The 17,243-nt window shown below is 69.7% G+C and carries 14 protein-coding genes; 7 read left to right on the top strand and 7 right to left on the bottom strand.

Going from position 1 to position 17,243, the window contains the following annotated elements; genetic code table 11:
• Nucleotides 1-176 precede the first annotated feature (176 nt).
• From AB0F62_RS12740 to AB0F62_RS12720, 5 genes are all read left to right on the top strand, one after another.
• Nucleotides 177-905 carry a DUF4839 domain-containing protein gene (locus AB0F62_RS12740; protein WP_361796262.1) on the top strand — a complete coding sequence of 243 codons (729 nt, stop codon included), beginning with the start codon at nucleotides 177-179 and terminating at the stop codon, nucleotides 903-905.
• A 201-nt stretch (nucleotides 906-1,106) separates the two neighbouring features.
• The gene (locus tag AB0F62_RS12735) at nucleotides 1,107-1,430 is read left to right on the top strand and encodes a hypothetical protein (RefSeq protein ID WP_361796259.1); all 324 of its coding nucleotides are present in this window, start codon (nucleotides 1,107-1,109) and stop codon (nucleotides 1,428-1,430) included.
• A complete protein-coding gene (locus AB0F62_RS12730; RefSeq protein WP_361796256.1) occupies nucleotides 1,427-1,798 on the top strand; it encodes a fic family toxin-antitoxin system, toxin component in 372 nt (123 codons plus the stop codon). Before AB0F62_RS12735 ends, AB0F62_RS12730 begins: the two co-directional genes overlap by 4 nt.
• A 522-nt stretch (nucleotides 1,799-2,320) precedes the next feature.
• Nucleotides 2,321-2,761 (top strand): hypothetical protein, encoded by a 441-nt coding sequence (locus tag AB0F62_RS12725; protein ID WP_361796253.1) that lies wholly within the window; start codon nucleotides 2,321-2,323, stop codon nucleotides 2,759-2,761.
• A 41-nt stretch (nucleotides 2,762-2,802) separates the two neighbouring features.
• Nucleotides 2,803-3,153, top strand: a complete 351-nt coding sequence (locus tag AB0F62_RS12720) for a hypothetical protein (protein ID WP_361796250.1) — start codon at nucleotides 2,803-2,805, stop codon at nucleotides 3,151-3,153.
• A gap of 573 nt (nucleotides 3,154-3,726) precedes the next feature.
• Here AB0F62_RS12720 and AB0F62_RS12715 read toward each other — a convergent pair.
• Nucleotides 3,727-7,413, bottom strand: coding sequence for a S8 family serine peptidase (locus AB0F62_RS12715; protein WP_361796247.1), 3,687 nt, complete (start codon nucleotides 7,411-7,413; stop codon nucleotides 3,727-3,729).
• 664 nt (nucleotides 7,414-8,077) lie between these two features.
• On the opposite strand from AB0F62_RS12715, the gene AB0F62_RS12710 reads away from it, so the two are divergent.
• Nucleotides 8,078-8,692, top strand: a complete 615-nt coding sequence (locus AB0F62_RS12710) for a TetR/AcrR family transcriptional regulator (RefSeq protein ID WP_361796244.1) — start codon at nucleotides 8,078-8,080, stop codon at nucleotides 8,690-8,692.
• Between the two features lie 465 nt (nucleotides 8,693-9,157).
• On the opposite strand, the gene AB0F62_RS12705 is transcribed toward AB0F62_RS12710, so the two are convergent.
• From AB0F62_RS12705 to AB0F62_RS12680, 6 genes are all read right to left on the bottom strand, one after another.
• Nucleotides 9,158-11,251 (bottom strand): SpoIIE family protein phosphatase, encoded by a 2,094-nt coding sequence (locus AB0F62_RS12705; RefSeq protein WP_361796241.1) that lies wholly within the window; start codon nucleotides 11,249-11,251, stop codon nucleotides 9,158-9,160.
• 119 nt (nucleotides 11,252-11,370) lie between these two features.
• Complete coding sequence (locus AB0F62_RS12700) at nucleotides 11,371-11,772, bottom strand: tautomerase family protein (protein ID WP_361796238.1); 402 nt, start codon at nucleotides 11,770-11,772, stop codon at nucleotides 11,371-11,373.
• 78 nt (nucleotides 11,773-11,850) lie between these two features.
• Entirely contained in the window at nucleotides 11,851-12,639 is a 789-nt protein-coding gene (locus AB0F62_RS12695) for an acetoacetate decarboxylase family protein (RefSeq protein WP_361796235.1), read from the bottom strand.
• Between the two features lie 371 nt (nucleotides 12,640-13,010).
• Nucleotides 13,011-14,216: a cytochrome P450 gene (locus tag AB0F62_RS12690; protein WP_361796232.1), complete on the bottom strand. Its 1,206-nt coding sequence runs from the start codon at nucleotides 14,214-14,216 to the stop codon at nucleotides 13,011-13,013.
• Nucleotides 14,217-14,255: 39 nt separating this feature from the next.
• Nucleotides 14,256-14,519, bottom strand: a complete 264-nt coding sequence (locus tag AB0F62_RS12685; protein WP_361796229.1) for a hypothetical protein — start codon at nucleotides 14,517-14,519, stop codon at nucleotides 14,256-14,258.
• Nucleotides 14,520-15,005: 486 nt separating this feature from the next.
• Nucleotides 15,006-15,188: a hypothetical protein gene (locus tag AB0F62_RS12680; protein ID WP_361796226.1), complete on the bottom strand. Its 183-nt coding sequence runs from the start codon at nucleotides 15,186-15,188 to the stop codon at nucleotides 15,006-15,008.
• A gap of 363 nt (nucleotides 15,189-15,551) precedes the next feature.
• On the opposite strand from AB0F62_RS12680, the gene AB0F62_RS12675 reads away from it, so the two are divergent.
• Nucleotides 15,552-16,619, top strand: a complete 1,068-nt coding sequence (locus tag AB0F62_RS12675) for a DUF4190 domain-containing protein (protein ID WP_361796223.1) — start codon at nucleotides 15,552-15,554, stop codon at nucleotides 16,617-16,619.
• Nucleotides 16,620-17,243: the final 624 nt, after the last annotated feature.

Raw genomic sequence — 17,243 nt, 5'->3', positions numbered from 1 at the left:
CATCGCAGCCACGCGCCGGCCGGCCGGCCCGGCACAGCAGAGCCCTCGGCGACGGCGGCAGGCGCACCACGGGCCCGGGGCGGAGGGTGATGTCGGCGATGCCCCGTTCCTCCCGGAGTCCCCTATGATCGCGGGGCAGTTGGTATGAACAGCTCATTCGGGGGGCGTGGAGCAGCATGGCCGACGAGATCACGTACGAGTACAAGACCGTGCGGACGGTTCGTGGCACCGACGGCTTGGTGATCTCGAAGATGCAGAAGGACGGCTGGGAGCTGGTGGAGCAGGCCCAGGGCACGCTTCGTTCCACCCTCGGCTTCCGTCGGCCGAAGAAGCCGCAGCCGTGGCTCCTGATCGGCGCGGCGACCGCTGTCCTGGTGATCCTGGCCATCGTCATCGGTACCGCCTCCGCGCTCAGCGGCGAAGGCGAGAAGAAGGACGAGTCGCACAAGTCGACGGCCGCTGCGAGCCGGAAGCCTTCCGCTGCGCCGGCTCCGACCGCGGCCAAGTCGGCGGCCACCGAGGTGATCACGCCTCAGAACAACCCGGAGTTCGCGGCGCTGCTGAAGACGCCGGACTCCTGCGACAAGGCGAACCAGGACTTCGCGACCAGGTACAAGGGACGGACGGTCGCGTTCGACGGCTCGATCGTGAACATGGCGTCCTACGGTGACGCCGACACCCGCTCCGACTTCCTCCTGGGCCCAGGCGACGAAGGACCGGACACGGTGGTCGGCCCGGCCTTCAAGTACGAGGACGCCACCATCTCCGACCTGAAACTGACCGGCGAGAAGATCCCCGCCACCGTCGGCGCGGGCGACACGTTCCACTTCATTGCCAAGGTGCGCGAGTTCGACGCGACCCAATGCAACTTCTCTCTCGACCCGGTCTCGACGGAAGTCCGGTAGCCACCGGCCAGCCGGACGGCGAGCGGGATGCCCCGTCCGTCGACGAGGACGTGCTGCTAGCTGCCCGGCTGGGCGCGGTCGGACAGAACCTCGGGCGGCCCCCGGCGAACGCTGCCGGCCCGGCGGCGGCCGGGGCGCCGAACGGGTCGGCCCGCCGGATTCCTCTCCCCCACCCTGGATACCAGTGATACCGTTGCCACCATGACGGCATCCGAGAAGACCGAGAAGAAGGCCATGAGCCTGCGCTTCCCCGACCCCGACCAGTACGCCGCCATCGCCGCGGCCGCCAAGGCAGCCGACATGAGCATGCAGGACTACGTGCTCTCCGCCGCCTACGACCGCGCCACCGCCGTTGAGCGGGTCTTCCTCGACGCCGCCCGGCAGGCCTCCGAGTACACCCGCGAGGCCTTCGCCGAGATCGGCGACGACCGGCCCGACACCGAACGGCTCGCCGCCGCTGCGGCCGCAGGTCGCCGCCTGGAGGAGTTGGACGGCGCCGACGCCGGTCACGGGAACGCCGCGTGATCCACCGCATCGACGTGCCGTTCCTGCTGCACGCCGCCGAGCAGATCGACGGCGACCCGCAGGTGCACGAGCTGGGACCGCTGTACGCCGCGGTGGCCCGCGCCCAGGCCAGCGCCATGGAGCGCGACGTGTACGGTTCCGTCCACCTCAAGGCGGCCGCGCTCCTTCACACCCTGGCCCGGCTGCCCTCCCTGGAGCACTCGAACCTGCAGTTCGCGTGGGTCAGCACCGTCGGATTCCTGACCCTGCAGGGCCACAGCCTGGACTACCCGCCCAAGCACGCCGCCGGTCTGGTCCGCGACGCGGAGGCCGGCCGGGTCACTGTTGAGGAGATCGCCGTGACGCTTCGTGGCTGGACCGTCCGATGAGCTACAGGGGGTAAGCCCGCCGCCACCACGGGGTTCCGGCCCGGCGAGGCCCGGAAATCAGCCACAGGAGCCCCGCAGGCGCTCACCGTCGGCTACCGGAACCAGTACCCTCGGGTCCGCATAGACGGCGACAGGCACATCTCGACCGTGCACCCGACGCGGGCGATCGTCTGGCCGGACATCCCCGAACCGGCGGCCTGCGGATGGTGTGACGGCCGCTGGGAAGACGTTGCGCTCCGCGCCGACGGCGCCGCCCGGTGGCACCGCCGCAGGGGGGCGCGGGAGCAAGCAGTACGTGGGCGTCGGCAAGGAGCCGTGGGCGATGGTTTCGTACGCGGGCGCCCGCCGAGCCTCGGCCGACACCCCCCGGGAAGCCCGCAAGGCCGGCGAGCGGCGCGCCGCTCGCCGGCAGCCAGTGCCGCATCAGGCAGTGCTCGCCCCGTTGGGACCTGTCCTGGCGATGATCCGGTCGGGCGCCTCGGTGATAGTTTGACCGCCATTGCGGGAAGGGGCGGCCGATCCATGGACAGTGACCTGCGGCGTGCGGTCGTCATGGCGCTTGGCGAACTCGGGCGAAGCGATGACTGGCGTGACCGGGCGGATGCCGGTGACAGCCTTGCACGGTTCGCCGAGATGCCGGAAGCCGTAGAGCCACTGCTGGGGCTTGTGCTCGATCCTGGTAACACCTTCGTCACCCGGCGGACCGCGGAGGGCTTGCTTCGGCGAAAGGACAGGGCCGGACTGACGATCGTCGCGTCCGCACTGGCAGTCGCCGACGACAGCCACGCCGATTACATCGACACCGCGATCGTCGATGTCTTCAGCGTCTTCTCGGACGACCTGGACGAGGCGCTACGGCTCTGCGAGGAGATGGCGGGCGATACCGACGATCGTGTTGTCCGGGGGGCCCGCCGGCTGCACGAAAGCCTGGCAGAGATCGATCCCGTTCTCCGCCCCTCCTAGCCGGCTGGTCGGCTCGACGTAGCCAGGTGGAAGATGATCTCGTGAGCTTCGATCTGGCGGTTCTTGCGATGGACGAATCGGCTGACGCCGCGGCGGCGTGCGCGATGTTCGAGCGGTGCACATCTGGCCAGCACGAGGAGGGTGAGCTGGATGAGCGGGTGGTCGGCTTCTACGAGCGGCTGTGCTCACGGTTCCCGGATCGCCCGCCCTTCGCCGTGGATTCGCCGTGGATGTCGACGCCGTTGGCGCTCGGCATCGACCACGTGGTCATGAATCTGAGCTTCTCGTCCAGGAGCGACGCGGCGCTCAAAGCGATCGAGGAGCTCGCTGCGGAGTTTCGCCTGGTCATCTGGGATCCGCAGTCCCAGGACGCTTGTCTGCCAGGGCAATGACGCCCGACCTTGTTCAAGCGATGTGTGACCAGCCGGAGGCGAACGAACCGGCGAAGGCGTAGATGTCGGCGGCGTACACGTGCCTGCAGGACGCGTCCGTGTTCCTATGCGCACCGCCCTGGATGAGGGAGCTCTCGAACCTGCAGCCCGTCAGGTGGATGCCGTCGGGGTTGTCGGTCCTGGCCGTCCCCTGAGTGATCCCCCCCCGTGCCGAAGGCCTCCAGGCGGCAGCCGATGAAGTGCGACTGGTTGACGCTGGCGGCGCTGTAGCCCCAGCCGCCGGCTGCCGAGGAGTTGAGCGGCCACACGTTCGGCTGGGTGGTGCTTCCCGGGGGTGCCGGTGCTCGACTCCGCACGGCCACCCGGCCCGTACCGCCCAGTGTCAGTCCGCAGCGCCGCGCCGGTGGCCCGCTCGGTCTCCGTCGCGCCCGTGGCATCCGGCAGCGGAGAGCCCGGCGGCCCACTTCGGGAGTCGGCCGAATCGCGGGCCTTCGGTGTTCACCACGCGAGGGGCGGGACCGCTGGATGCGGTCCCGCCCCGGGTCGGTCAGTCGGAACTGATCCGCTGGGTGCCTACTTCAGGCCGAAGGCCCGGCTGATCCTCTGCGTGACGGTGTTGCCCTGCTTGTCGGCGGCGCTGGTGCGCAGGGTCACGAACTTCGCCTTGGCGGGCGCGTTCAGGTGCGTGCTCCAGCCCGCCGAGGTGCGGGTCAGAGCCGCGCGCTTCCAGGTGGCGCCGTCGTCGTAGGAGACCTCGAGGCGGACCGTTCCGATGGTGTCGGATCGGGGAGCGCCCGCGAGGTGCGAGGGAGTGACGGTGACAGCGGCGCGGCGGTCCGTCCTGCCCGCCTTGTTCATGCCCTTGACCGTGTAGTCGAGCTGGATCAGCGGCAGAACGTCGTAGGTGTCGGCCGCGGGCTGCCCCGAGGTGAAGTTCCACTCGGTCCTGGTCGTGACCGAGTAGTCGTTCTCCCAGAAGGCCCGGGCGTTCTCCGAGACCAGGCGGTACGGCAGTTTCTCGGAGCTGTCCAGCGTCAGGGGGTACCGAGGGCTGCCGAGGGTGTCCGTATCGGAAACCCTGAGCAGGAGAGGATTGCCGTCGGGAAGCACCTGGTACATCTTCACGCTGTTGTGGACACCGGTGTTGTTCAGGGTCGCGCCGACGTGTCCGGCTCCGGAGTCGGCCCAGCCCGGGATGATCGCCAGCACCTGGTCGCCCACGCGCACCGGCACATACCTGCTGTTCGAGCGGGGACGCTGGATCGGCCCGAAGTACTCCAGGTGCGAGGTCTTGCCGGACCGGTACCGCTTCACGGAGTCGCTGCTGATCTGCAGCTGCTGGTTGACCTGGGCCGCTTCCGCCCAGTCCGTGTCGCGCGACACCCAGTCGGTGCGCTCGGCCTGGGCGGGGGTGGGCTGGTGATGGCCCATGTAGGAGTCGCGCCACACGGCGGAACGGTATTCCATGGCCCGCGCGGGCCGGTTGTTGCGGAAGGAGACGTCCACCCGGTTGAGGTCGCCGCTCCGCGGCCGGTAGGTCGGGTCCGCCGGGATCGCGGACCAGTGGTGGCTGATGTCGTAGAGGTAGTCCGTGGTCGGGTGGGAGGTCACCTTGAGCGCCGTGCCCTTGCCCTGCTTGATCTTGGCGATCAACTCGTCGCCCTGGTCGGCGGTGAGCGAGGCCACCGTCAGCGGAGCCGGGTTGGCGTGGTCGTTGTCGGCCCACGGGCTGTCGACGTTGGCGTCCCACGGATCCAGGCGACCGTCGCCGTCGTTGACGACCAGCAGCATCCTCGCACCGGCCTTGGCGGCGTACTTGGCCCGCTCGGCCTGCCCGACCGCATCGCTGCGCCGGACCACCACGACCCTGCCCACGGCATGGAGCCCGACGTACGCGCGGGCGTCGCCCTTGCCGGCGTAGACGGCCTTGTACTGGCGCGTTCCCTCCTTGAGCGGGGTCCGTCCGCGCATGACGATCATGTCGTCGAAGGTGCGCGTGCCGGACGCGACTGTCAGGGCCGGCTGCGTCAGGCGCCAGTTGCCGCCGAAGTCGAATGTGCCCGTGGTGACCGGCTTGGTGGGCAGGGCCCAGACGCTGTCGTACTTCTTGGCGGGCGAGCGCATCATGAGCATCCAGTTCCCGTTGTCGAACCCGCGGTACAGGTCGACGCGGGTGTCGGCTGGGGTGCTCTCCTGCGGGGTCCGGACGGAGACCCGCTTCGCCTTGGAAGCGTCCAGGGACACCGCGGTGTCCTTGCCGACGACGACCTCGGGAGCGCTCAGCATCGCCTTGCCCTGGGAGTGCGGCCCGTGAGCGCCCCGGACATCGCCCTCCAGGTTCACGAAGTACTTGCCGGCCGGCACCTCGACCGTGCCGGTGCCCGAGTCGTCCAGGAGCAACGGGCCCATGGTGACCCTGTCGCTCATCAGGAACACCTCGCCGCCCATCGGGCGGCCGCTGCGGTCCTTGCCCTTGATCGTGAGGGTGAAGCGCGGGGCCTGCACGTAGGCGCCGATCACGGTGTGGGCCAGCAGTGCGCCGGACGCGTCGGTGGCCACGATCTGCCCCGAGGTCATGGTGTCGGGCTTCATCCGGTCGAAGTCCGTGGTGAGAGTGACCTTGCTGCTGCCGTGAGCGGGGACGGTGACCTTCGGCGCGGAGAGCGAGAACGCGCCCTCGGGGGCACCGGGGGCCTGGACGGCCAGGTCGAGGGTGACCGCAGTGTCCGCGGTGTTGGTGTAGGTCACCTCCTTCTCGGTCTTGTCGCCGGCCGGCGCCGAGGAGTCGCGGTAGCCGCCGAACACACTGCCGGTGGCGAACACCGTGCCCTTGACGGCGGCGGCGACGTCGAGACGGCCGCTGCCGCCCTCGTACGGGGTGTACTTGGGCGTCGACTTGGTGGTGCTGACCAGCGCGTCCTTGAGCTGCTGCCCGGTCCAGTCCGGGTGGGCCTGGGCGAGCAGCGCGGCGGCGCCGGCGACATGCGGGGTGGCCATGGAGGTCCCGCTCAGCGTCTCGTAGTAGCCGCTGCCGTCCTCGGCGTACTGCGAGCGGGCCGCCAGCACGTCGACACCGGGTGCGGTCAGCTCCGGCTTGAGGCCGGCATCGCCCAGGCGCGGGCCGGTACCGGAGAACTCGGCGAGGGTGTCGGAGCCGTCCACCGCTCCGACGGAGAGCGCGGCGTCGGCGACGCTGGGCGTCGAGACGGTGTGCTTGCCCGAGTTGCCGGCCGCGATGGTGAACAGCGCGCCGGTCTCCGCGCTGAGCCGGTTGACGGCCTCGCTCATCGGGTCGTGGCCGTCGGTGGGTCCGGCGCCCAGGCTCATGCTGATGATCTTGGCGTGCTGGTCGCGGGCGGCCCACTCCATGCCCGCCAGCACCCAGGACTCCTGGCCGCTGCCGTCATTGCCCAGCACCTTGCCGATGTGCAGGCGCGCGCCGGGGGCGACGCCCTTCTCCTTGCCGTCGGATGCGGCCCCGGTACCGGCGATGGTCGAGGCGACGTGGGTACCGTGGCCGACGTGGTCCTGGATGTCCTGGTCGGGAACGAAACTCGTGCTCGCGGCCACCTGGTCGACCAGGTCGGGGTGCTGCGTGTCCACACCGGTGTCCAGCACGGCCACGTCCACACCCTGACCGGTGTCACCGCCCGCCCACACCTGCGGCGCGCCGATCTGCGCGGTGGTGTCCGACAGTTGGGCCTTGACCTTGCCGTCCAGCCAGACCTTCGCGATCCCGCTCCGCAGCTGGGGCTTGCCGCCGGCGCTGCGACCGCTCGCCGCCACGGTGTCGCCGGTGAGCGACGACCAGAAGTCGGCGGCCTTCGACCGCGACTGCGACAGCGCCGCGCCCTGAATACTGCTCAGGGTGAGGGTCCTGGTGGCGCCCGCGGGCACGGCCTGCTTGCGCGCACGGGCGGCGGCGTCGGTGTAGGTGACGATGAGGGGCAGGCTCTTGCTCTGCTCGTCGTCGTAACCGTCCGCCAATAGCCGGGTGACGTTGAAGAGTTCGCGGTCCAGCTTCCCCGCGGCGATGTACCGGAGAGCGGACTCCGGGTACACATAGACGTCCTTGCCGACCTTGTAGGCCGTGGCCCCGGTGAGTCGGCCGTCCGCGCCCTGCACAGAACGGGTGACCCTGCCGTCGGCACCAGTGGCGACCGTCACCTTGTCACCGGTGATCAGGGTGACGGTGCGCGAGGTCGGCTGATGTACCGCGATGGCGGACGGCCGTTGGGCGGCCTGGTGAGCGGACGTCATGGCGGTGGCCGGTAGGACCCCCACCGTCAGCGCGGCGATCGCGACAAGCGCGACCGGACCTGGTCTGGGTATGGGAACGCTGGGCAAGGGCACTCCTCGGGAAAGCCGAAACACGGTCAGCTGATGATCGGCCAGAGTTAGTTTGAAATGGCAACCCAGTGATGGCGCTTTGTGGCCATGACGTCTCTGCGCCATAACCAGCCGTTCACGTAACAGACATCTCCGGTCCTCACAGAGTTCACCGGCGGAGCCTGCCGTTCGCTGCGCCTGCCCCTTCGACGGCCTGCTCGGGTCGTCGCCCGCCCGGCCGCACGTCATACGGTTCCGGGTACGTCGCCCCAGGGCCGCGGAACTGTGCCGCCGACTGGACGGCTCGGAGGCGCGATGGCCGGGTCGACGACCAGCGCGAACAGGGTGCGCTCGACGTCCATGCGGAACCGGCGGCGCCTATGCGGGATGCCGGCGCGGTGACCATGCCGAGCGGTTTCCCAACCGTCGAGCAGCCGGCTCGCGCCGATCGGCCGAAACGTCAACGTCCCGTTGGGGTGCCATGCGTATCCGGGAAGGCCACTTCGGGTACGTGAGCCCGGGCACTGACTTCGGTCCGCAGATGCCGCGACGGCATGCTCTTGACGTCAAACGAAACGATACGTATCGTTCTAGCATGGCACTGGAATTCTCCTCCGGCCCGCCCACCGGTGGGCCGCGGTCCGCTGCGAAGATCCTCGACGCGGCGCGGGACGTCCTGTCGGCGCAGGGCTACCCGGCACTGACCATCGAAGCCGTCGCGGCCGCCGCGGGCGTCGGCAAGTCGACCATCTACCGCTGGTGGCCGAACAAGGAAGCCCTCGTCGCCGACGCCCTCGCCGAGATCTTCCGCGCCGAGGAGATCCCCGACCTCGGCGACACCCACGCCGAACTGCGGCACGCCGTCGACATGACCATCGACAACTACACCAACGAGGACATCGCGGCCTCACTGCCCGCCCTCGCCGCAGGCCTCCTCCCCCACCCCGAGCTCATGACCCGTTTCCGCGAGACCTTCCTCCACCGCAAGCGCGAGAACATCGCCACCGCGCTACGGCGCGGCATGCAACGCGGCGACCTTCCCCACGACCTCGACACGGACCTCGTCCAGGACATCTGGGCCGGCACCATCCTCTACCGGCGCCTCATGACCGACACCCCCACCGACGCCGCCCTCGCCGAACACCTCACCCGGCTCGTCACCGAGAACGGCTCCCACTTCGCGCTCCGCGCGGGCGGTCCCTCCGCGTGAACCCGCACCCGACGCCCCACCCGACGACCTTGTAGTCGGCGTGGGATCCTGCGGTTGCCACAAAAGTGCCTGCCCGGATTCTTCGTTGATCCCTCTCGCCGAAATGGGGATCGCTGGTCGTCACCTGCGCAGGCCTCTCCGCCACCGCCATGAGCTGGTGGTGGCCCGCATCACGCGCACCGCCGAGCGGGTCGCCGGGCGCACATCGCACCGGCGCATCGCTCTCGCAGCACCGCCCGGTGAGGTCGAAACCCTCGCCGACTCCTTCGACCGCATGCCGGAACGTCTGGACGAGTCGTTGGCCGGTCAGGGCCGCTTCATCGGTTCCAGGGCCAGGGGAAGCAGCCCGCCCGGGTGGAACGGCCCGATCCGGAACGGACCGGCCCGGCTCGCGCTCTCGACCTCGTCAGCCGGGTCGGGCAGGCATCAGAACCCCGCATCGGCAGGCGGTGCCCGACGCTGTCATCACGCGGCCGTCAGCGTCTGCTCGGCCCAGATCGTCTTGCCCACGTCCTCATAGCGCATGCCCCAGCGGTCGGCGAGGGAGGCGACGAGGAACACGCCGCGGCCGTCCTCGTCCTGCAGGCGGGCGTGACGCAGACGCGGCGTCGTGTTGGCGTCGTCCGCGACCTCCACGGTCAGCACCCGGTCGCGTATCAGGCGGAGCCTGATGGGACCTTCGGCGTGCTCGATCACATTGGTGGCGAGTTCGCTGACGATCAGTTCGGTGACCGGCGAGTACTCCTCCAGCCCCCACTGCGCCAGCCGGTCCCGCGCGGCCCGACGCGCCTCGCGCACGGAGACCGCCTGGTCTGGAAGAGTCCAGGAAGCGACGTTGTCGGCGCCGATGGATCGGGTTCTGGCCACCAGCAGCGCCGCACCGTCCTGGGGAGTACTGCCACGGAGGACCTGGTACGACACCTGGTCGCAGATGTCGTCAGGAGCCTCGAGGGGTTGGGCCACCGCGCCTCGGAGCCGGTCGAGGCGGTCCCTCGCCTCCGACGGATGGCGATCGGCGCTGCCGTCCGAGTACAGCGACAGGAGACTGCCCGGTGCCAACTCCACGCTGACGAGCTCGTGCGGCTCGCCCTTGCCGAGAGCCGCGCCGCGGGGCACGCCGAGCGTTCCCACCACGCCCTCGGGACTGGTGACGAGTGGGCTGTCATGCCCGGCGGACGCGGCCGTGCAACGGAGGGTGACCGGGTCGTACGTCAAGTACAGGCAGGACGCGGTGAACGGCGGCCGAGCGCGGTGGAGGGTGGCCGGGTCCGCTTCCTGCTCCCCCGCGAGTCGCTGGGCGACATCGTCGAGATGAGCCAGCAGCTCGTTCGCCGGCAGGTCCATCACGGCCAGGGTGGAGGCCGCCGTCCGCAGCCGCGCCATGGCCACGGATGCCTGCAGGTCCTCTCCCGGCACGTATCCGATGATCAGACCCACACGGCAGCTCGACAGCGGGAGCACCTCGAACCAGTGGGCGCCGTAACGGCCGACCCGATAGCAATGGGAGGCTTCCACAGCGGACAGCTGTGGCGTCGCGCGGGGCAGCAGGGTGCGTTGGAGAGCCGTCGCGACCACGTGCTCGCGGGTGAAGCGACGTGCGTTGTCGATGCAGACCGCCGCGCAGGACGCGAGCTCGGTCGCCAGCGACAGATCATCGTCGCCGAAAGGCTCGGGGCTCGAGCCGGTCCGGTAGAAGCCGGCCAAGCCGAGGACCAGGCCGTGCACGGTGAGCGGTGTCACGATCATCGAGTGCGCCCCGGACCGGACGATGAACTCGGCCCGCATGCGGTCGTGCACCAGCCAGGCGCCCGACTTCGTCGCCAGGTCGACCAGCCGCGGCCGCAGGTCCGCCAAGGCCCGCGTATACGGCGTGTGGGACGTGAACTGGCTGGTGCCGCCCACCGGATAGGCCCCGTACAGCCCCTCGTGTGAGGCGAACGCGGCACGCCGCATCGGGAGGTGTCCCGTGACGGGTCCTATGGGGGCATCGCCGTCGAACACGGACTCCGCCAGGTCGACGGCGACGGCGTCGGCGAACGCCGGGACCGCCGTGTCGGCGAGTTCCTGGGCGGTACGCGATGCGTCGAGTGTGGTGCCGATCCTGGACCGGGCCACGGCCATAAGGTCCGTCGCCCTCTGCTTGCGGACCTGCTCGGTGACATCGCGGACCATCGCCGCGACGGCGCCCGGCACGTGATCGTCGCATCGCAGCGGGTAACCGGTGACGGAATACAGGTGCTCCTGTCCCGGGTCGTCGGCCGGGACAGCGGCGATCGTACGTTCCCGGACGACTTCATGGGTGTCCAGAACCTCACGCATGATCGGCGACAGTGCGATCCGGGCGTCCAGGTCATCCAGGCTGGTTCCGACCACCTGCGCCTCGGGCATACCCCGCACGGCGAGGATGGCGGCATTGGAGCGCAGAACGCGCAGATCCGGACCGTACACCTCAAGGCCTGTTTGGGCCGCCCTGAACAGTTCCTTCTCGAGAGCCTCCGCTTCCCCTTCCGGAGGCACCTTCGGGAAACCCGGTTCGGCATGTCGGTGTCCACGAGGCATGGCCAACCTCATCTTTCCTCGACATCGCCAGTAAACCCGCCTCCGGATCGACGGGCCAACCGGGCACGGCGGCGCAAGGCGTCAGGTGCGGGCACAACTGCCTCGCGGAGCGTGCGCCACTACACCTCCTGCCGACTCATCCATTCCTTCCCGTGGCCGGGGTCCGGCAGGACACGACCCCCTTCGACCGCGGACCGCGCGGGGCTGTCCTGGATCACCACCAGAACGCTGCGCTCGGGTATCCCGGTGACGCGGGAGGCGGCCGCCGACAGCTCCAACGCCAGGCGGGTGGTCTCCTCCTGCGGGTGACCTCGCCGGGCCCATCCAGTGATCAGCAACGGCGTTCCGGGTTCTCCGCCGACATAGACGCTGTCCCGGGGCAGTTCGGTGAAGACCACGTTGACGTAAGCGGGCGGCACATGGTTGATCTCCGAATGGATCCGGGTGGTCTCTCCGGCCAGTTCCCCCTTCGTCGCGACTCCCAGCGCCCCCTGAGCAGTGGTGCAGGTGTAGATGGGCACGTCAGCTCCCGAAGTGTGGGCTGCGGGCATGCCCCTCGACGCAAGGGGCGTGCCGGGGTCGTCGGGTGGGGGCGGAGGCTAACGGGTGAGGGTGGTGAGGTCGGTGACGGTGTAGGCGAGGTCGAAGTGGAAGCCCTTGCCGGTGCGCCGGACGGGGAGGTCGGCGAGTTCCTCGCCGTGGGCGGGGAGGAAGGCGAGTTCGCCGGTGCCGGCCCAGGCGTCGCTGATGGCGGGGTTGTCCAGGACCGCCATGACGAGTTCGTGGACGGCGGGCTTGTCGTGTTGTCCGGCCGTCAGGTTGGGGAAGTGGCGGAGATTGATCAGGGGGCGGCTCATGAGCGCGGTGGGGTCGGGGACGGGCTGCTGGAGGGTGATGGCGGCTTCGGCGATGCGCTGTCCTGCGGAGGAAGCGGTGGCGGCGAACTGTCCGCCGGGGCCGAGGACGGGGGTACCGGGGCCGCCGACGGAGTAGGCGCGGGTCTGGTGGACGGCGCCGAGCTTCTTGGGGAAGCCCTGGACCCAGCCGCGGGCCATGGCGGAGTCGTTGTCGACGTAGATGTAGGGGCACCAGGAGACGGGGGTGTCGTCGTGGTGGGCGTCCAGGGTGATGAAGAACTCGCGGTACTGGGAGCGCGCGGGGTCGAGGTACTCCAGGTTGGCGGAGGAGTACTGCCAGTCGATGAACATCGCGACGCCGCGGCCGGCGGAGTCCGGGTCGGGGGTCAGGCCCTCGGGCAGGGTCGCCGCTGCCGCCTCGGGATCGGTGAAGAACTCCACGGCGACCACGGTGCCCGCGTAGTGCCATGGCGGGGCCGGCGCCAGGTTCGCGATGCCGCGGGGCGAGAGGGGGACGGTGTAGCCCTTCATGACGCGCACTCCTTCGCGAGAGAACCAAGCAAAACGATACGTATCGTTTTGTCTCTGGGGACGACGGTAGCAGGTATCGACCGAGAAGCGAAACGATACGTATCGTTTTATTCATGCACCCGTCTTCGCCTGCGATTCGGTGGCCGGTGGGCTGCGGTCTGCTTCAAAGATCCCCGACGCGGCACGGGATGTCCTGTCGGCACAGGGCTACACGGCACGGACCGTCGAAGCCGTCGCGGGCGCCGCGGGCGCCGCGGGCGCCGTACCCACCGCAGCGGGTGAAGGTGCCCTACGAGCGGAAGTCACCATCCTTCAGGGCACTGATGCCGCCCCGGCATGCTGTTCAGCCGACGGCCCTGCGTCAGCGGTGCTCAAGCCGCCAGGCCCTCGATGGCCACGGGAAGATGGCGCGGGCCGCGCAGCACCGCGTTGGCGCGGTACGGCGGCGGATCCTCGAGCAGCCGGGAGAACGTGACACGGCGGAAGAGTTCGGGCACGGCCACGTGGAGTTCGATGCGGGCGAGAGGGGCGCCGAAGCAGTAGTGGATGCCGGTGTAGAAGCCGAGGTGCTCGTTGTCCTTGCGGTCGGGATCGAACCGGTCGGGGTCGTCGAACCGCCGGGGATCGCGGTTGGCCGCGGCCAGCATGAGCCAGACCGGCGAACCCTTGGGAATCGTGGTGCCGGCGACGTCGATGTCGGCCAGGGCGGTGGTCCACGGGACGAACTGGACCGGAGGCTCGTACCGCAGCACTTCCTCGATGAGCCGGGCGGCCAGGACCGGCTCCTCCTGCAACCGGTGGAGGACGTCGGGGTGGCGCAGCAGGGTGAGGGTCGTGTTGGTGATCGCGTTGACGATGGTCTCGTGGCCGGCGACCAGGAGCAGCACCGCGGTGGCCTCCAGGTCCGCCGGTGTCATCTCGGGGGCGAGCGCGCTCAGCATCCCTGGACCGGGGTGGCGGCGTTTGGTCTCGATGAGATCGGTCAGATAAGCGCCGATGTCCCGGCGCGCCCGCTGAGCCCTTTCCGCGCCTCCGTCGTCGCCGGAGCCGGGATCGAGAGACGATGCCAGGGCGTCGGCCCAGACGTGGAAGCGTGGTTCGTCCTCGCGCGGCACGCCGAGGACCTTGCAGATGGCGGTGACGGGAAGGGGGTAGGCGAAGTCCTCGACGATGTCGACCTGGTCCTTGCCGTCGAAGGCGTCGAGCAGCTCGGTCACCACCTTGGCCAGCTCTCCGCGCAGGCCGTCGAGGAACCTGGGGCTGTGCGGGGGACCGAACGGCCGGTTGATGGTGTCGCGCAGCCGGTCGTGCACGGGCGGGTCGGTGAAGATGAAGCTGGGCGGCAGGCCGGACTCCACCGGTCGCCCGACGCGAGCGTGGCCGGGTAGCCGGTTGCTCGTGTCATTGCTCAGCCGCGGATCGTTGGCCAGGCTCCGCACCTCGTAGTAAGTGCTGACCAGATAGGTGCCGTCGTCCTCCCGCCTGACCGGTTGCTTGCGCAGTTCCGCGTAGAGCGGGTACGGATCGGCCCGATTGGCGTAGTCGGTGATCTGCGCGGAGATGGTGCCGGGCGTCATGGTGTCTCCTGAGGGCTCCGGGCCGCACACAGCGGTTGGTCAGGCATGTGACGGAACGAACCGGACACGCCGTTCGCTCGGTGAGTGACCCGTCAACGTGACGGTGGCCCCGTGGGTGGGCAGATGGGGATCCGGGAAGGCCGGGTCGATCGGCTGCGGCAATTCGGCACGACGGTCGACGGTGCGGTACTCCGGCGGGAAGGGGGCGCCGGCCGCGCTCTGTTGCTCACAGAACCCCAGCCAACTGCGTGCGTCGAAGGACGCCGCGGCGATGACGCGTCCGCGGTACCCGTAGACCGCCACGAACCGCACCTCCGTGAGTGCCCCCTGAGCGACGACCAGTTGGTCTCCGCCGCGCGAAGACCGGCCGGCGAGGCACCGACGACGACATGCGGCCCCGGCGCCGCGGGACCTCGACGTCCATGTCAGCCGGCATGGGAACTCCACCCGCTTCGTCGGCTCAGATCGGAATACTCGGCGAGGATGGCCTGGCCCGGACAGGCGGCGGTAGCCACCCTCATCGGGATCCGCTCCCTGCACGAGCCGCGGTGGCCAGGCCCCGCAGCCGACTGAGCCGGGTCCATCTGGCCGGTGGGCATGCCTCCCTTTCAGGTTCAGCCCTCCGTCCGGGTCCCGCAAGGCGAGGGCGGTGCTCGGGCACCGCCGTTCAGGAGGGTCCGACCGCCGGCCCTCGCCGAACGGGCCGACGGACGAGAACCCGGGTGAACGTCCCGGTATCAGGCCCGCTGGACCACCCGGACTTGGGAAGCGAGTGGACGGCGGGGACTGTCAGTGCTTCAGCGGTAGCTCCCCCAGCGGGGTGACCGTGCGCCCACCGCGTATCACGGGCAGCCCCTGCACCATCCGGTCGATCATGCGCTCGTAGCGCAGGCCCGCCTCGGCAAGGTGGAAGTCATCACCGGGGCCGTCGATGTCGGCAAGGAGGACTTCCGGCACCAGAAGGTCGGACAAGCCCGCAAGCGGAGCCGGATCTAGATCGAGGTCCTCGGCGTAGGCGCCGGAGTGGTCTGCGGCCCCGGACACCGGGGGCTGCTCCGGGAACTCGAACAGCTCAAGCCTGTCTCGTAGGCGTTGCACCGGATCGCGACATGACGTCAGTCCGCGCGAATCCGGGGTGTCTCGTCACCATCGACGTCCAAGATCAGCGCCCTCCGTTGCCGCCGGCGACAGGGCCGTGACGTCGGATATTGTTCCACGCATCGTCATCTGTTGGCCGCCTCGTGACGTCAGCGTCAGGGTACTGCGGGCTGGGATCATGACATTGGATGCATTCGCTCAGCCGTTCGGCACACTCTCTGCAGGAGCACCCGTCCCATGAACTCCCCACTTCCGTCGGACCCGACGTCCCCCGCGCTGCCGAATGTGCCGTCGCGGCCGCCCTTGAACAGATACGCGGTGGCGGCCCTGGTGTCGTGCGCTCTGCCACTGGTCGGTATCGCCCTGGGAGCCACGGCGCTGAGCCGGATCGAGAGGACGGGGGAACGCGGCAAAGGCATGGCCACGACCGGGCTGTTGCTGTCGTCCCTGGGCACGCTCGTCTGCGCGGTCGCCCTGGCCATCGGCGCCTACGGGTTCCCGAAGGGCCTCGGCGAAGGCGCCGGGGGCAGCGCCCCGTACGGCTACGACGCCGCCTCCCTCCGCAAGGGCGACTGCATAGACACCCCCGACGACGTACTGACGGAAGAGTTCCCGGACACAGCCATCGTGTCGTGCGTGGGCCAACACACCGCCGAGGTCTTCGGGGTCTTCCAGATCACCGAGCACGAGGGCTACCCAGGCGACGACTCGCTGTCCGAGATGGCCGACAGCCGGTGCTGGGCACTGGGCAACTCCTATGCCATGGACTCCTGGGCCCTACCGGTGGAGGTGGTGATCTCCTCCTACACGCCCTCCCGGGAGGGCTGGGAGGCCGGCGACCGCCAGGTGACCTGCCTGTTCGTACGGCACACCGACGCCCCCCTCAAAGGCTCGCTGCGACGGGACGAGACCATGCTGGACGACCACCAGGTCGCCTACCTGAAAGCCGCCAACACCATCAACGACGTCAGGGCCTTCGCCAAACCGGAAGCGGAGTACGTCAAGGACGACCTGAAGGGTTACAAGGAGTGGGCGCACAGCGTCTCGGTCGCCCTCGACGAGCAGGCGCGCCTCCTTCGCGGCCATGAGTGGCCCGCCACCGCGAAGCGGCACGTCGCAGCCCTCCAGCGCGAGATCGACGCGGCCCGCCCGCACTGGGCGAGGGCCGCCGACGCGAGGGACGTGGAAACGTACTACGACCACTACGAGGCCGCCTTGCACCGGCCGGGACATGACGAGGCCATTGAGGTCCGCACGGCGCTGGGCCTGACCACGTCGGACACGATGCCGGAGTCCTTCGCCTGACCCAGGGACCCCGACCGGGACATGCCCCGACATCGGCGAGGAGGGTGTCGACCCAAGGCCCTGGGCGCGGTCGGCGCGCGGACACAAGTGGCGCCGGGGGTAGCCGTACGACCTCACGGTTCTCCCCGGGAGCAGCGAGCATCGGATTGGACCCCGGATGACGAGAGAGCCGTCAGATCTCTTGTGTGGACGATTGGTTGTCACACTTCGATGGGCTGTCCGGTCTCAATGGGCGCAGGCTGTCTGACAGGGCCGTCTGCACCAAGCGCGGAATGATCACCCGCGCTGCGCGGTGGTATCCGGCCCGGCGCGAAACGGGCCGGCCCCACCCGAAGCGCCTGCCCCCGACAGCGGGGGCAGGCGCCTTGCGCACCGCCATCCCGCCCCGGGTGTCCGAGGTGTTGACCGAACGACGCTGTGCCCGCTCCGGAAAGGAAGGCGGCATTCCCACCTGGGCAAGCGGCAGCCGCTCAGCCGTCCCTCGCGGTCTCCGCGCGGACCCGGACGATCTCGACCACGGCACGGATGCCGGATACAACGAGCGTCAGGGTGGGCCTTGCGGGTCGGCGGGGGGATGATCGGAGGTGGGGTGGGGGGTCGTGGCGAGGAGGGGGACGGTGGGCA

The sequence above is a fragment of the Streptomyces sp. NPDC026673 genome (assembly GCF_040638135.1).
Classification (GTDB): Bacteria; Actinomycetota; Actinomycetes; order Streptomycetales; family Streptomycetaceae; genus Actinacidiphila.
The sequence above is the reverse complement of the archived record's forward strand: the minus strand, read 5'-3'. Positions and strand labels throughout refer to the sequence as shown.

Coding starts and splice junctions, on each gene's coding strand:
- AB0F62_RS12715 (WP_361796247.1), bottom strand. CDS start 7,413: ATGACGTCCGCTCACCAGGCCGCCCAACGGCCGTCCGCCATCGCGGTA.
- AB0F62_RS12695 (WP_361796235.1), bottom strand. CDS start 12,639: ATGAAGGGCTACACCGTCCCCCTCTCGCCCCGCGGCATCGCGAACCTG.
- AB0F62_RS12725 (WP_361796253.1), top strand. CDS start 2,321: ATGGACAGTGACCTGCGGCGTGCGGTCGTCATGGCGCTTGGCGAACTC.
- AB0F62_RS12710 (WP_361796244.1), top strand. CDS start 8,078: ATGGCACTGGAATTCTCCTCCGGCCCGCCCACCGGTGGGCCGCGGTCC.
- AB0F62_RS12735 (WP_361796259.1), top strand. CDS start 1,107: ATGACGGCATCCGAGAAGACCGAGAAGAAGGCCATGAGCCTGCGCTTC.
- AB0F62_RS12675 (WP_361796223.1), top strand. CDS start 15,552: ATGAACTCCCCACTTCCGTCGGACCCGACGTCCCCCGCGCTGCCGAAT.
- AB0F62_RS12705 (WP_361796241.1), bottom strand. CDS start 11,251: ATGCCTCGTGGACACCGACATGCCGAACCGGGTTTCCCGAAGGTGCCT.
- AB0F62_RS12690 (WP_361796232.1), bottom strand. CDS start 14,216: ATGACGCCCGGCACCATCTCCGCGCAGATCACCGACTACGCCAATCGG.
- AB0F62_RS12740 (WP_361796262.1), top strand. CDS start 177: ATGGCCGACGAGATCACGTACGAGTACAAGACCGTGCGGACGGTTCGT.